General features: G+C 43.7%; 15 protein-coding genes. 8 read left to right on the top strand and 7 right to left on the bottom strand.

The window, feature by feature from the left end:
* The first annotated feature begins 88 nt into the window (after positions 1-88).
* On the top strand, positions 89-901 hold the full coding sequence (locus tag JMX94_RS04615) for an NRDE family protein (RefSeq protein WP_201563651.1): 813 nt from the start codon (positions 89-91) through the stop codon (positions 899-901).
* A 214-nt stretch (positions 902-1,115) separates the two neighbouring features.
* The gene (locus JMX94_RS04610; RefSeq protein ID WP_201563649.1) at positions 1,116-2,210 is read left to right on the top strand and encodes an NAD(P)-dependent alcohol dehydrogenase; all 1,095 of its coding nucleotides are present in this window, start codon (positions 1,116-1,118) and stop codon (positions 2,208-2,210) included.
* A gap of 85 nt (positions 2,211-2,295) precedes the next feature.
* Here JMX94_RS04610 and JMX94_RS04605 read toward each other — a convergent pair whose 3' ends face one another.
* Complete coding sequence (locus tag JMX94_RS04605; RefSeq protein ID WP_068403735.1) at positions 2,296-2,817, bottom strand: RNA pyrophosphohydrolase; 522 nt, start codon at positions 2,815-2,817, stop codon at positions 2,296-2,298.
* A gap of 550 nt (positions 2,818-3,367) precedes the next feature.
* On the opposite strand from JMX94_RS04605, the gene JMX94_RS04600 reads away from it, so the two are divergent.
* Positions 3,368-3,781 carry an OsmC family protein gene (locus JMX94_RS04600; RefSeq protein ID WP_201563647.1) on the top strand — a complete coding sequence of 138 codons (414 nt, stop codon included), beginning with the start codon at positions 3,368-3,370 and terminating at the stop codon, positions 3,779-3,781.
* A gap of 14 nt (positions 3,782-3,795) precedes the next feature.
* Positions 3,796-4,221 carry an MAPEG family protein gene (locus tag JMX94_RS04595; protein ID WP_201563645.1) on the top strand — a complete coding sequence of 142 codons (426 nt, stop codon included), beginning with the start codon at positions 3,796-3,798 and terminating at the stop codon, positions 4,219-4,221.
* 77 nt (positions 4,222-4,298) lie between these two features.
* On the opposite strand, the gene JMX94_RS04590 is transcribed toward JMX94_RS04595, so the two are convergent.
* The 6 genes from JMX94_RS04590 to hisIE form a co-directional block, all read right to left on the bottom strand.
* Entirely contained in the window at positions 4,299-5,330 is a 1,032-nt protein-coding gene (locus tag JMX94_RS04590) for a tRNA-dihydrouridine synthase (RefSeq protein ID WP_201563643.1), read from the bottom strand.
* Positions 5,331-5,419: 89 nt separating this feature from the next.
* Positions 5,420-6,919 carry a UvrD-helicase domain-containing protein gene (locus JMX94_RS04585; protein WP_201563641.1) on the bottom strand — a complete coding sequence of 500 codons (1,500 nt, stop codon included), beginning with the start codon at positions 6,917-6,919 and terminating at the stop codon, positions 5,420-5,422.
* Positions 6,920-7,139: 220 nt separating this feature from the next.
* Complete coding sequence (gene tatC / locus JMX94_RS04580; RefSeq protein WP_201563639.1) at positions 7,140-8,039, bottom strand: twin-arginine translocase subunit TatC; 900 nt, start codon at positions 8,037-8,039, stop codon at positions 7,140-7,142.
* Complete coding sequence (gene tatB, locus JMX94_RS04575) at positions 8,039-8,746, bottom strand: Sec-independent protein translocase protein TatB (RefSeq protein WP_201563637.1); 708 nt, start codon at positions 8,744-8,746, stop codon at positions 8,039-8,041. Before tatB ends, tatC begins: the two co-directional genes overlap by 1 nt.
* Before the next feature lie 26 nt (positions 8,747-8,772).
* Positions 8,773-9,015, bottom strand: coding sequence for a Sec-independent protein translocase subunit TatA (gene tatA / locus JMX94_RS04570; RefSeq protein WP_201563635.1), 243 nt, complete (start codon positions 9,013-9,015; stop codon positions 8,773-8,775).
* Positions 9,016-9,204: 189 nt separating this feature from the next.
* Positions 9,205-10,053 carry a bifunctional phosphoribosyl-AMP cyclohydrolase/phosphoribosyl-ATP diphosphatase HisIE gene (gene hisIE, locus JMX94_RS04565; RefSeq protein WP_201563633.1) on the bottom strand — a complete coding sequence of 283 codons (849 nt, stop codon included), beginning with the start codon at positions 10,051-10,053 and terminating at the stop codon, positions 9,205-9,207.
* Positions 10,054-10,611: 558 nt separating this feature from the next.
* On the opposite strand from hisIE, the gene rpmI reads away from it, so the two are divergent.
* The 4 genes from rpmI (at position 10,612) to pheT (ending at position 15,225) form a co-directional block, all read left to right on the top strand.
* Positions 10,612-10,809, top strand: coding sequence for a 50S ribosomal protein L35 (rpmI, locus tag JMX94_RS04560; RefSeq protein WP_011281253.1), 198 nt, complete (start codon positions 10,612-10,614; stop codon positions 10,807-10,809).
* Positions 10,810-10,960: 151 nt separating this feature from the next.
* The gene (gene rplT / locus JMX94_RS04555; protein WP_011281252.1) at positions 10,961-11,317 is read left to right on the top strand and encodes a 50S ribosomal protein L20; all 357 of its coding nucleotides are present in this window, start codon (positions 10,961-10,963) and stop codon (positions 11,315-11,317) included.
* A gap of 342 nt (positions 11,318-11,659) precedes the next feature.
* Positions 11,660-12,715 (top strand): phenylalanine--tRNA ligase subunit alpha, encoded by a 1,056-nt coding sequence (gene pheS / locus JMX94_RS04550; protein WP_201563631.1) that lies wholly within the window; start codon positions 11,660-11,662, stop codon positions 12,713-12,715.
* 104 nt (positions 12,716-12,819) lie between these two features.
* Positions 12,820-15,225 carry a phenylalanine--tRNA ligase subunit beta gene (gene pheT / locus JMX94_RS04545; RefSeq protein WP_201563629.1) on the top strand — a complete coding sequence of 802 codons (2,406 nt, stop codon included), beginning with the start codon at positions 12,820-12,822 and terminating at the stop codon, positions 15,223-15,225.
* Positions 15,226-15,309 lie beyond the last annotated feature (84 nt).

The following is a 15,309-nucleotide window of genomic DNA, read 5'->3' as shown; positions in this document are numbered from 1 at the left end:
CGAGAAAATTTTATCCCAGCAGAACGCTATTTTGAACGACCCTCTTTTATGTTGAAACACCACCTAATAATCTTATAAAAGGAAAACTATGTGTATCGTCGCCATTGCTTGGCAGTTATTTGATGAGCTACCTTTGGTCTTATTGTCCAATCGTGATGAGTTTTTGCAGCGTCCGACAGAGCCGCTCCATCAGTGGGCGGATAAGCCTATTTATGCAGGGCGTGATAAGCAAAGTGGCGGCACATGGCTTGGTATACATCAAGAGCAATATGGCAATTTTTACGAGCAAAATGGTCGCTGGGCGGCGGTATTAAACTTTCGAGATGGTGTGCAGGCAAGTAATGACGAACGCTCGCGCGGTGAGTTGGTCACCGATTTCTTGACCAGTACTGTAAGCCCGATGAATTTTGCTCGGCAAATTAGCTTACAGGATTATGCGGGTTTTAATCTTATTATTGGTGATGCGGCGCAAGCGGTGATTGTCAATAACCGTGGTCATGCGCCAACCGCTTTACACTCGGGGCTGCATGTATTCTCAAACGGTCAGCCTGAGGAAGAGTGGTTTAAGACTGAGAAGTTACGTGGCCGTTTAAGACAGGAAGTACTGCCTTTGATTGCTGAAAATAGCGCTCCTGAGTATTGGCAAGAAGCGGCGTTTGCAGTGATGTCTGATAAAACGCCAGCGCCAGAAAATAAATTACCCGAAACGGGTGTTGCTAAGCAGATTGAGCGAGCACTATCTTCTATTTATATTGAGCCCATTGCTTTGTTTAGCATGGATGCTACCGTCCCGACATACGGTACTCGCACCCAAAGTATTCTGACTTTAAATCAATCTCCTAGTCCTATCGATGCTGAACCTATCTTACGTGCTCAAATACAGAGTCGAGAATATGAGTAATTTATCTATGGTCATTTTACTATGACTGATGGCTAGGCTTTTCTAGTTATTATTTAAGCCTTATTGCAGAGGTAATTGTAAATCCCCAATATATTTAGGGATTTACCTGTTAATAGTGACTCTGATGACATAAACTGGATATATAGGTCATTTAAGCGCCATTAATAATGCCTACTACCCTCTAATCAGAGGTCAGTTTAACAAGGAGTACGATATGACTATGATGAAATCATTAATATTCGTTGAGCCAGGTAAAATTGAAATTGTTGATAAGAAAATTCCTGATGTCGGCCCGAACGATGCTTTATTAAAAATTACCACTACGACGATTTGTGGTACCGATATTCATATTTTTAAAGGTGAGTATGCTGTTGCAAAAGGATTGACAATTGGGCATGAACCGGTAGGGATTATTGAAAAGCTAGGTAGTGCAGTGATGGGTTATAAAGAAGGGCAACGAGTCATCGCTGGCGCGATTTGTCCAACATTTACCTCTTATGCTAGCCAAGATGGCTTCCCCTCACAAGATGGTGGCTATCTTGATGCCGATGGCAAATGCTCTTGTCATGGTTATAAAGCGACCGGCGGTTGGCGCTTTGGTAATCACATTGATGGTACGCAAGCAGAGTATGTGCTAGTGCCTGATGCACAGGCCAATCTATGTCCAGTGCCAGATGGATTGACGGATGAGCAAGTGCTGATGTGTCCTGACATTATGTCAACAGGCTTCAAGGGGGCAGAAAACGCTAATATTCAGATCGGTGATGTTGTCGCTATCTTTGCACAGGGGCCTATTGGCTTATGTGCTACTGCTGGGGCAAGGCTCAAAGGTGCGTCACTGATTATCGCTGTTGATGGTAACAATCAGCGTCTAGCGATGGCGAAGAAATTAGGAGCGGACATTACGCTTAATTTCACAGAAGTTGATGTGGTTGATGAAATCATGAAAATCACTGCTGGGCGTGGTGTCGATAGTAGTATCGAAGCATTAGGTTTGCAAGCTACCTTTAATCAATGCATCAAGATACTAAAACCGGGTGGAACTTTTTCAAGTCTTGGCGTTTATTCTGAGGATTTAGTCATTCCAATAGCGAATTTCGCTGCTGGTCTTGGCGACCATACGATTCGTACGGCACTTTGTCCAGGTGGTAAGGAACGCATGCGTCGTTTGCTGAATGTCATTGAGTCAGGTCGTGTGGATTTATCAGAGATGGTGACACATACTTATGCGCTAGACGATATTGTAGAAGCATATGATTTATTTATGCATCAGCGTGATGGGGTCTTAAAAGTTGCTATCAAACCATAATTTTAGCAATTATAAATACGAAAAAGCCTGTATCACTCGATACAGGCTTTTTCGTATTTACTACTAAAACAATAAATCTAACTATTTATTCCACCAACAAATGGTTGTTTTGTTCTGGAATAATCAGTTCTTGTTTAAGCGGTAGTTCGCGCACCAATTCTTGCAAGGCGCGACGATATACCCCACGTTTAAAATGAATCACTTGTCCGAGTGGATACCAGTAGCTGACCCATTGCCAATGGTCAAATTCTGGTTTACCCTCATCAAAGCGGATATGTTGAGTATTCGGCTCATCTAAGCGCAGCAAAAACCATTTTTGTTTTTGCCCAATACACAAAGGATACTGCCCATGACGCACATAGCGTTTCGGCAGGCGGTAGCGCAACCAATCTTGCGTGACCGCCAGTAAATCCACATGACGCGGATGTAAGCCGACCTCCTCCCAGAGCTCGCGATACATCGCATCCATCGGCGTCTCCCCGCGGTCGATGCCGCCTTGAGGGAACTGCCAAGCGTTGTGACCAATACGTTTTGCCCACAGAACTTGCCCTTGTGTATTTGCCAAGATGATGCCGACATTGGCGCGAAAGCCGTCTGCATCTATCATGACTAAACCCTTTTAAATTGTTTAAAAATAGCTTATTTCAACAAGGTACAGTGACAGCAATCATAATTATTATAGGGTGACTGTTATCGATACCATGGCAAAATAAGATTCATTACCGTTATTAAACCAAGAAACAACCCAAATGTGTAACAGTATTTTGCTATAAAATGTTTCACAAGATTAATGCTTTAAAATCAGTGGGTTATAATTAGACTTTTGTAAGTTCTTTATGATGGATTTTATAAGAGTAATAAGTTTGAATAATATTATCGTGATAAATACTTAACAATCAGATTCAGGGTGAAATGGTGATTTCTAAAAGACATGCGCTGAAACGGTTTATAAAAGGTAAACAAGGATATGGCTTTATAAATCTCGTTTTGGCTTATGCTACACTAGCAAAAGACATTATTTTTCTAAAAGACATTATTTTTCCAAAAGACATAGTTCTTCAAAAAATAAGAAACTGTTACTATTCAAATTAAAAATCATGTGAATTAAGAAGCATGCGCATTCAAAATCGTAGCAATTAAAACAAGGAATATTTAAAATGTCAGAGTCAAAAGCAAGTGTCACGTGGCAAGAAAACAAAGCCTTTATGGGTGTATCCCCATCAGGACATAACGTCCAAATCGATGCCGATAAAGAAAAAGGCGCCAGCCCAATGGAGCTGATTTTATTAGGGCTTGGTGGCTGTGCAAGCTATGACGTGGTTGCAATTTTACAAAAGTCGCGCCAAGAAGTGACAGACGTACGCTGTGAGCTGACCGCGCAGCGTGCCGAAACCGTGCCAGCCGTTTATACTGACATTCATATGCATTTTGTGGTGACAGGACAAGATGTCAAAGAAAGCCAAGTAGAAAAGGCAATCAAACTGTCTGCAGAAAAATACTGCTCAGCCAGTCGGATGCTAGTACAGGGCGGCGTCAATGTGACTCACGATTTTGAAGTCATTGCAGCATAGGGAAGATTATACTAATGAGTCTATTCTTTGGGTTGATTCCCGATAGCGCAGCGTCAGGTATTTGGGCAATGGTGGTGGCAAGTTTGCTGCCCCTAATGATGGCGCTGACGGCAAAAGCAATTGGCGGCTTTAATTTGGCTGACAATGCCCATCCGCGTGATTTTTTACAAGGGACGACGGGAGCAGCGGCGCGGGCTAATGCCGCCCAGCAAAACAGCTATGAGACCTTGCCTATATTTTTGGCGGCAGTGTTGGTTGCGATGCTGTTTTTTGTACCGCAATTAATTATTAATACCATCGCTTGGCTTTATGTGCTGATTCGTATTGGTTTTTGCGTGGCCTATATTACCAATTTAGCTACCTTTCGCTCTATTCTTTGGACGCTATCGATGGCCTGCTCATTGATGTTATTTTATTTAGCGATTCGAGTCAGTATGTAAGTCGATTAGCCTGAGCGCGCTGTTGTAAAACGCGCTCTTTTAGCCATAGAGTATGTTATCAATAAGGCAGTGATTCCTTAAGCAACGCTTGCTTGTAGCGCCTTGATAATCACTGCTTTATTTTTTTCTCGTTTGATATCATCCCATACTATTTTAGCCTCGCTATAGCCTTTGGTCAGCATCGCTAACCACTGTTTATAACGACCGACTAAAACCACATCGCTTTTCGCGACGCCCTCTAAAAACTTAATCTGATGGGTAATTAAATCTTGCCATGCTAAAGCTGTCAGCGTTTCTGTATCGTTATTATCGGCATCAATTTCGGCAATCAAGTCGGGACGGGTAACGGCTCCGCGACCAAGCATCAGATGAGTAGTACCTGACTGCGCCATACAATTTTGTGCATGCTCACTATTCCAAATCTCGCCATTGGCAATCACTGGAATATCTAAGGTATTAAAATTCTGAATCTTATCCCAATAAGCCGGCGGCTTATAGCCTTGGGTCTTGGTACGTGCGTGAATGGTTAGCCAATCGGCGCCGCTCGCAGCAATGGCAGCTTTGATATCATCCATGCGACTGGTATCGGTATAACCCAAGCGAATTTTTGCGGATACGGGAAGATGAGCAGGAACCGCTTGGCGTACGGCGCTGATAATCTCATACATCACTTCGGGCTCATCAAGTAGTACTGAACCACCGCGATGGCTATTGACCGTTTTAGCCGGACAACCAAAGTTGATATCAATCGCCGGCGCACCAAGCTCACAAGCGTAAGCGGCATTTTCTGCCATCAGTTGCGCTTCGCTACCGAGTAGCTGAATATGAATCGGCGTACCGGATGCGGTTTTGGCATCATGATGGAGTTCTGGCACGTATTTATAAAAAACGTGCGCTGGCAATACATGCTGAGTGACGCGAATAAATTCACTGACCGACCAATCATAAGGGCGACCCAAGTCTGTCGCAATTTGGGTTAGGATTTGGCGCATTAATGGATCGGTTAAGCCTTCCATAGGCGCAAGCAAACGAACGGGATTGGCAAACAAGCGCTGAATAGTGTGTTGGCGCTCTTGTAGTGCTTGAGATAAAGATGGAGTGTTATTCATGGTTGGTAAGCTATTATTGTAAATTGAGGTCGGCAAAGACTATAAATTGAGGTCGGCAAAGACTATGAGGTGTGAGATAAAAGAGAAAACTAAGTATTACCAAAAACCACCTTTTTACCCGTCTGTAATCCTGATATTAAGTCTTTAATATTATGAATATCTAAATTGCTCTGTGCCCGCGTGCAAGCAACGTAGAGCAAACGCAGCTCTTCTGGGCTGATTTTGACTGCATTGGTTGTCACATCATAATAAAAGTCATCATCAAGTTGTACTTTACCCCACTCAAGCCCTTTGGCTTTATGCGCGGTTGAGATGACATAATCGGCATTTTCAATACTGGATAAACTATTGACCGCTTGGCTGAGCACATTAGTCCCATGATCATCGACCAATTTGACCAAGGTTTTAAGGTCGCTGCCTTCATTGGTTTCAGAATATTCTTGGACGTCACCCCAATTATAAAAATACGCCAGCTCAGGGACGCCATACGCCGATTTGCCGTTTTTTAAATTTTCGGCTGCCTGACAGAATTTAAGCATACGATCGGTATCTGCTTGCAGAGCAACTCTATGACCAAGCTTTAAGCCTGTTAGTAATTGCGACATAGCAGCAGCATTGGTGCGGCAAAGAATGGCATCTTTTTTACTATGAACCATGCCTTTTTCGGTAGAAGACTGCTTATTAGGATTGCCTTTTAATGGCACATCTTCTTGTAAGGCTTTGAGCAAGGTATTGGCAATCTCAGCAATCGGTTCGCCAAAACGAAACGACTGGGTTAATAAAGTCTGCGGCAATGGCAGTTTTTTCATCGCATTGACCGCGCCGCGCCACTCATAAATCTGCTGATGGGCGTCACCCACATAAATCACTTGCCGTGGCTGCTGGGTCAAAATCCCCATCATCAAGGGATCGGCATCTTGCGCTTCGTCAAATAAGATAAAATCCGCAGGAATACTGGGCTTCGATAATGCCCACAATTTAAGATAAATATCATGCCCTATGCCAGCAGGATGGCGCGCATCAATCGACTGTAGCCAACGCTGCTCAACGGCAGGGTAGAGCATTTCACGCAGTTGCTCGGCATCAGAATCATCGAGCCAGCTTGGAAACTCAATATGCCTTGGCGCAGGATAACTGGCGTGGGTACTACAAAAATTGCTCACCGCATCACTGACAAACCGCGACAAGCGCGCTGGCGTGAGGGTAATATATTTATTCATCCCATCCATTTGCCGACGGACTTGTACCGGTTGCAGACCCAAATCATCACCCAGACGTTTGGGTGAAAATCTTGGCAACGACAATTTGGCGGTGATATCACGTGGTACATGACGATAAGCCAGTGAGTGAAAGGTCCGACAATCGACGTGACCGGGGAATTTTTGCCGTGCATCGTTGGCAATTGCTTTGTTAAAGGCTAAATATAAGCCGCGGCCACGCAAACGCTCACCGATTAATTTGAGCGTCGTCGTTTTCCCTGCGCCCGCATAAGCGACCACTTTAAATGACTTGTGATCCATCGCCATATTTAGCGCGTTCAGCTGCTCATCGGTGGGATCGCTCATATAAGCTGGCATAGATGCGGACATAGTAAAGCTACCTAAAAACTAGAATGGGGGCAAAAATAACGGGGGTAAAAAAAGCCACTGCATAGACAATGGCCGACTGGTCATGATGTTGATTGCAAAAAAATTGCAAGCGCACAGGACAATAATAAAAAAGTTAGTAGAAAATAAAGGTGGAAATAAGCAGGTTATATTAACAGATTAGCGCGTTGGCTGTTTTGCAATAAGTGTCTGATAAGTAGAGCTATTCTTTCTTCAATTCTATATCGTCTGCTGCATCAAGGCTGCGCTCTTCTTTGATTAAGATTTTTGCTAAAAATAATCCCAGCTCAAACAATAACCACATCGGAATCGCGAGCATCAACATCGACACGCCATCAGGCGGTGTAACGACCGCCGCAACGGCAAAACAGCCGACGATAATATAACGGCGTTTATCTTCTAAGCTCTGAATGGAGACGACACCGGCCAATATCAATAGTAAGGTGACCACCGGAATCTCAAACGTCAGCCCAAATACCATGAATAATTTGAGCGCAAAACTTAAATAACTGTCGATATCTGTCATCGGCAAGACGTTCTGCGGCGCAAACATGATAAAAAACTTAAGTACGCCTTTGAGTACGATAAAATAAGAGAAAGCCACGCCCGTATAAAATAAAAATATCGAGGACATCAGTACAGGAATGGCGACTTTTTTCTCTTTTTTATATAAACCGGGTGCGACAAACGACCAGATTTGATACAAAATATACGGCATGGCAAAAAATGCCGCGACAAATATGGTCAAGCGTATCGGTGCCATAAAGTTAGAGGTAATATCGGTCGCAATCATCGTCGAGTTGGCGGGCAACTGAGCAACCAATGGGTCAGATAAAAAATCATACAGCTCGCGTGAAAATCCGACCAAGGCTAAAAATATCACCAATACGGCGACGCATATCTTAATCAGATGCCGACGTAACTCAATCAAATGCTCGGTAATCGGCATATCGCCAAGTGAGCTTAAGATATCGCCAGAGTCCTCATTGCTGTTATCGACGTTCTCACTATCGGTATTACTATCAAGGGTTTCTGTTGCAGCCTTAATATCTGCATCCATTATTTTTTCTTGGCGGCTTTTTTTACGTTTAAATAAGCCCACTAATCATTCTCCTGCTTATTAACAGAAGCCTGTTTGGGTAAAGGACTGTCCAAATGGTTGACAGGGCTGTTTAATAAAATATCGGCTTTATAATTGGGTAAATAGGGCGCTTGCGGCAGACGCCTTGCTTTATCATAAGCGCCCAGACGGAACCACATATTTTCCCACGGTTTGGTGCTGATATTTTGAATGTTGCTTTGAGTTGTTTGTGTAGTGATATGTTGAGTGTCGCTGTCATCATTACCTTGATTCTCTGAAAGTTCAGGCTCTTTTGACTTTTTATCTGACCCATCACTGTCATAGGCATAGTCAAACTCTTTTGGCAACGCGGACGAGTTATCGCCTTTTTCACCATCGTTTTTATTGTTTATGTTATCCACTTTATCGGTTGTAGGCTGATGTGCTGCTTTTAGATGCTTATTCTGCGAGGATGAAAACTCTTGCATACTGCCGCGCATCTCTGCCATTTCACGGCGCATTTCTGCTTCCGTTTGGCGAATTTTGGCCAGCTCTTTTTGCATTTGCTGGCGCGTCTCAGCTAAGTCAAGTTCCGCTTCGATTTCAGACTGCAAGGTAGAAACCGTGCGGCGAATTTTGGCATACCATTGCCCAGCGGTACGAGCCGCTTGGGGCAGCTTTTCTGGCCCCAAGACGATTAAGGCAATGACGCCAAAAAGCAATAATTCAGAAAACCCAATATCAAACATAATGTTCCGATGTCACTGTCTAAATGCTATACATTATGCTTGTCATCAACCTTAGTGGTTGTTGGGCGCTCTTCAGGGTGTGCTTTGCCATCATGGTCGAGCACCACTTGCTTTTTGGCATGTTCAGTATTTTCGTCTTTGACGGCTTCTTTAAAACCTTTGACCGCGCCGCCCAAATCTTTACCGGCATTTCTTAGTTTGGAGGTGCCAAATACGACAACCACCACCACCAATAAAATCAGCCAATGCGTAATGGAAAAACTGCCCATAATGCTATCCTTATGTCTTGGTTTTCAGTCTTTATAGGAATACGTTGAGTGTATAGAATATTGTGGTCGTGCACAAAAGCTATCGACAGCTTATGCGAAGTAACACGTCACACTATTATAACCTGCCGTTATGACAAAAAGGTGAAAGCAACAATAATCAAACAGGGTAATGGCTAAGCTTAAAGAGCGCTAGCGCGCCGCTTTTTCATCAATACCTGAGAGACCAAAGCGTCGACCTAATTCATTTAATACCGCCTCTGACTCGATATCGAACCAAGCCAAACCTACTAAGGTATGGAACCAGACATCAGCGACTTCATAGATTAGCTCATGACGCGCTTCGTCATATTGGGTTTTATCAGTGCTTTCATCGCAATTGGCAAAGTCTTTAGCAGCGATGATGCTCTCGGTACTTTCTTCACCGACTTTTTCTAATATTTTATTGAGACCTTTGGCGTATAAGCTTGCTACATATGAGCTGTCAGCATCCGCTTGTTTGCGCTCGGCCAATACTTTATCAAGCTGCTGCAAAATAGAATGAGTGGTAGCAAGGTTGTTATTTTGATGGGTGTTCGAATGCACTAAATCTTGAGACGGCGCTTCATTAATTTCAGGCGTGGCTTTTGCAGCGGCGTTTGTCTGATAAATCTCTGCAGGATCTTTCAATACTTTATCGACTGTTTGCCATTCAGGTGTTTGCCCTGACAAATCCAAACGCTGATAAAAACAAGACTCGCGGCCGGTATGACAAGCGATACCACCGGCTTGAGTGACGCTAAGGACAATCACATCGGCGTCGCAATCTAGACGAATATCATGCACGCGCTGGGTATGCCCAGAAGATTCGCCCTTATGCCATAACTTGCCACGTGAACGCGAAAAGTACACCGCCGTCTGCGTTTGCGCGGTTAATTGTAGGGATTCGGCGTTCATCCACGCCATCATCAAAATACGCCCTGACACATAATCTTGTGCAATTGCAGGAATCAAGCCATCAGCATTAAAATTTACGGCAGCAAGCCAAGCAGGTAAAGTCATCGTCTATCGTCTTATAAGTAGAAAGTAATTAGTAATACAAACTAATTAATAATAAAAAATAGGTTTTAATAAAAAGCACTCATCAATAAAAAGAAGCTTATGAAGTCATTTAGCCTATCTACCGTTTATGAGAGCGCTTTATCAGTGTTCACACTCTACTTAAACACAGCTTAGGCTGACATTCAATATGTTAAAGCAGTAAATAAAGCACAATTATACCTGAGCGGAATTTTGATAAAATAATAATTGTAAATTAGACTCAGCTAACCTTAGTTTTATTAAGTTTATATAGCTTAGTATCTATTTCGAAGCTTGGATTTTAAGTGGCTAAAGACCAAGGTTTAGCCGCTTAAAATAAGCCCCATAGTATTTGTGATTAGAAAGAACAACATACGCTAAACCGAGCTGAAACTTTCCTTGGCAAAACTGCGCATGATCTGTTAAAATGGCGCCTCCCACCTCGAGGCAAATAGAGGTTTAGTGCCTGTTTTTACAGCCGCTATTCGTTATTGACTATTTGACGACCAGGTTCTATCAAAGACAAAGAGGCAAATCATCATGAAAGTTAAGATGAAAACCAGAAGCGGTGCAGCTAAACGCTTCAAAAAAACAGCGAACGGCTTTAAGCGTAAGCAAGCATTCAAAAGCCATATCTTGACCAAGAAATCAGCTAAGCGTATTCGCCAGTTGCGCGGTCTTAAGATGGTGGACAAGTCTGACGAAGCAGCAGTTCGTCGTATGTGCCCATACATCTAATAAGGCTATCGTCATTTATCTTTAATTAAGCGCTGTTTAATAAATAGCGACTGAATTAAAAACATATGACTTTGCAATCTGATAACGATGTCTATTAATTAATGACATCGTGATTCGTTTAATAATGATTAAAAATATCTTGGAGTAATTTATGGCCCGTGTAAAACGTGGTGTACAGGCAAATCGCCGTCACAAAAAAATCTTAAAGCGCGCAAAAGGCTACTACGGTGCCCGTTCACGTGTTTACCGCGTAGCGGTACAGGCAGTGACCAAAGCTGGTCAATATGCTTATCGTGATCGTCGCAACAAAAAACGTACTTTCCGTCGTCTTTGGATTGCACGTATCAATGCTGGTGCACGCTTAAACGGCTTAAGCTATAGCCGCTTTATCAATGGCATGAAAAAAGCTAACATTGCAATCGATCGTCGCGTACTTGCTGATATCGCTATGCATGATGCAGCGACTTTCACCGCCTTGGTTGAAAAAGCAAAAGCGGAATTGGCCTAAATATTAACCGTCCTTTAGGTATTCAGCTTTTTTGATTACTTGAATGGATAGGACTAATATTGATTAATAGTACGATATTAATAAAAGCTACCGCTGGTCGGTGGCTTTTTTTATATTAAATTATTTTATGGTCAGTTTATCACCGCTAAAGTTTTATCACCGCTAAGATGCCACATGCTTTTTATAAAGTTGCACCTTTCATTGTCTAAATATTCAAGCCATTCATATCACACGCCCTTATATTAAAATGAATGGGTAAATGGTTTGCAATATTTGGTCAAATCCCTACAATTACCTATCACTATAATTAATAGTCCGTTTAAATCAGGAAGAATGCGTCTTATGACTACCCCTGCTGCTACCACCGATTTGTCGGCGCTACCGACCTTATCCTCAGAACTGAGCGAGCTAACTGAAGCCCAGCTGACTGAGTTTGCCAGTGCCGCTGAAGCCTTAATCCTACAAGTCAATGATGTCCGCTTATTACAAGATTTGCGTGTGCAATTGACGGGTAAAAAGAGCCCCTTAACTGGCTGGTCAAAGCAGATGGGCAAACTGAGCAGCGATGATAAAAAAACTTACGGTGGCTGGTTACATCAAGTCCGTAGCCGTATTCAAGATGCATTGACGGCGCAGCAGCAGCAGCTAGAAGTGGCGGCATTAAATGCTAAGCTTGCAAGCGAAAGCATTGATATCACCTTGCCTGCTCGCGGTGGTCAAAAAGGTCATTTGCATCCAGTGACGATGATTACCCAGCGTATGCAGCAGTATTTCATTCAAGCGGGTTTTAATGTCGCTACTGGCCCTGAAGTTGAGAGTGATTACTATAACTTTGAAGCACTTAATATTCCCTCGCATCATCCAGCACGTGCGATGCACGATACCTTCTATTTTGATGCGCATTATTTACTGCGTACGCATACCAGTCCGGTGCAAATTCGCACCATGGAAAAAAATGAGCCGCCGATTCGTATTATTTGCCCAGGTCGCGTCTATCGTAATGACTCGGACCAAACCCATTCGCCGATGTTCCATCAGCTAGAAGGCTTAATGGTTACTGAGTCAAGTACCTTTGCTGAGCTAAAAGGCTTGATTAGTGAGTTTTTAGAAGCGTTCTTTGCCAAAGAATTGACCGTGCGTTTCCGTCCGTCATTTTTCCCGTTTACTGAGCCTTCTGCTGAAGTCGATATCCTCGATGATAATGGTAAATGGCTTGAGGTCATGGGCTGCGGTATGGTGCATCCACAGGTGCTGACTAACTGCGGTATTGATAGCGATAAATACACCGGCTTTGCTTTTGGCATGGGTATTGAGCGCTTTGCGATGTTATATTACGGTATCGACGATTTGCGCTTGTTTTTCCAAAACGACGTACGCTTCTTAAAACAGTTTGGCTAGAGCGCTCTTTGTTTATATAAAAAGTGTTCCTTGTTAATACAACAAGTTAATTTGCCAACCTTTAATTCAAAATCTTTATTATAAAATTCTGATCCGAGATATTTATGAAAATTAGCGAACAGTGGCTACGTCAATGGGTAAATCCCAACAATAGCAGTGAGCAATTGGCCGAACAACTCACCATGGCAGGGCTAGAGATTGATGATCGCTTTGCGGTTGCCCGTGCTTTTAGTGGTGTGGTTGTCGGTGAAGTCATCAGCGTTGAACAGCATCCAGATGCCGATAAACTGCGCGTTACGCAGGTTAATATTGGTGCATCTGAACCGTTACAAATCGTTTGCGGTGCGCCCAATGTAACGGTCGGTATGAAAGCGCCTGTTGCGACCGTTGGTGCCATTTTGCCTTCTGATAATGGTGCAGGTTTTGAAATTAAAAACGGTAACCTACGCGGTGTCGACTCTAACGGTATGCTTTGCGGCGCGTCTGAAATTGATTTAACCGATAGCATCGATGGTCTGCTTGAATTGCCAGCTGATGCACCGATTGGTATGGATATCCGTGAGTATTTAGGTTTAGACAATCAGATACTGGATATCTCTATCACCCCAAACCGTGGTGATTGCTTTAGCGTACGTGGTATTGCGCGCGAGATATCAGTGATTAACGATTTGCCGATGCAGCAGCCTGAGATTCCTACCAATGTAGCAGCTACTGATAACAGCGCAACGCCAGCGGTGACAGTCAGTGCGGTTGAGGCGTGCCCACGCTATCTTTTACAATCAATCAGTAATATTGATCGTAGCATCGACACCCCAAAGTGGATGCAAGATGCACTAGTCCAATCGGGATTACGCTCGCATAACTTTTTGGTTGATGTGACAAACTATGTGTTGATGGAATTGGGTCAGCCGCTACATTCGTTTGATGCCGATACCATTGTTGGTGATATCGTTGTGCGTTTGGCACAGCCTACAGAAACCATTATCTTACTGAATGAGCAAACCATTACTTTAACCGGTGATGAATTGGTGATTGCTGATGATAAAGGCGCACTTGCGCTAGCGGGTATCATGGGCGGTCAACGCAGTAGCGTTACTGATAGCACCACCAATATCGTCTTAGAAAGCGCTTTCTTTAATCCATTAGCAATCGCTGCACGTGCACGCCGTTTTGGTCTGCATACTGATGCCTCACAACGCTTTGAGCGTGGTGTCGATTTTGAATTACCAGAGTTAGCACTGGCGCGTGCTACTGATTTGATTACTAGCGTTACTGGCGGTCAAGCTGGTCAAATAGTAAGAGCAGAAAGTACTGAAAACCTGCCAGCACGCGCGCCCATTACCTTGCCACTCACTAAAGTACGTGATGTCATTGGTATTGAGATTGAGCCAGCAGTCATGGTACGTATCCTAACCCAATTAGGCTTTGCAGTAGAGCAGCAAGCGGAGAGCCTAATTTGCACGCCGCCATCGTATCGCTTTGATATGAGTATCCGCGAGGATTTAATCGAAGAGATTGCGCGTATCTATGGCTATGACAATATTCCAAGCGTCTTGCCGCATTTGCAAGTCAGTATGGATTATGACGATACCGCAGACTTAACGCATCAAATGAAGCTGGCATTGGTCGATAATGGCTATATGGAAGCGATCAGCTTTAGCTTTAGTGATGCAAAAATAGAAGCCTTGCTTGATGATAAAGCGCTAGGTGAAGTGTTGGCACTGGCCAATCCTATCTCTAGCGACTTAGCGGTAATGCGCCGTACTTTGCTGTCAAGCTTATTGCCTTGTGTGCAATATAACCTCAATCGTCAGCAGCCGCGCGTGCGTTTCTTTGAAACTGGTCTTAGTTTTGTCGGTCAAAGTATTAGCGAGTTGGTACAAACGCCAAGTATTGCATTGGTCGCAGTCGGCGATGTTTGGGACGAGCAAGCGTACCAAAACCGTGCGTTAGACTTCTATGATCTCAAGCATGATATTGAGCAGTTATTACCTGCGCAAGTGGATAGTGCGCGTATCCGCTATGAGCGTAGTGAGCTTGCTTTCTTACATCCGGGTCAAAGTGCCAAGATCTATATCGATGATCAGTATGTCGGTTGGTTGGGTCAATTGCATCCTAATACCGCCAAGCAGTTAGACTTGCCAGCTACATGGGTGGCTCAATTATCACTTGCGCCATTATTGACCCTTGTACGTGAACAGCATGCCATCACCACGCCAAGCAAATTCCCGCAAGTACGCCGTGATATTGCCATCTTAGTCGATAGCGATATTAGCTTACAGACGTTAGAGGCGACGATACGCGCGGCAGCCGGTGAGCTATTGACAGATATGTGGCTATTTGATGTGTATCAAGGTGATAAAGTGCCAGCGGGTCAACGCTCATTGGCTTTTGCGCTGATATGGCAAGACAGAACACAGACACTATCTGATGAAGCGGTAAAGACAGCGACCGATAAGGTAGTGCAAGCCCTAACCGAACAGCACGCTGCTCAGTTGCGTGACAGCTAATATCTAATCCTAAAAATATAAAATCCTCCATAGCCTCCTCATAAGCGAGGCTATGGCGCTTTGCTATTGATGAAAAAGATTAGC

Origin of the sequence: Psychrobacter sp. CMS30, from assembly GCF_904846565.1 — a bacterium.
GTDB lineage: Bacteria > Pseudomonadota > Gammaproteobacteria > Pseudomonadales > Moraxellaceae > Psychrobacter > Psychrobacter maritimus.
This window is presented reverse-complemented; position numbering and strand designations above follow the sequence as displayed.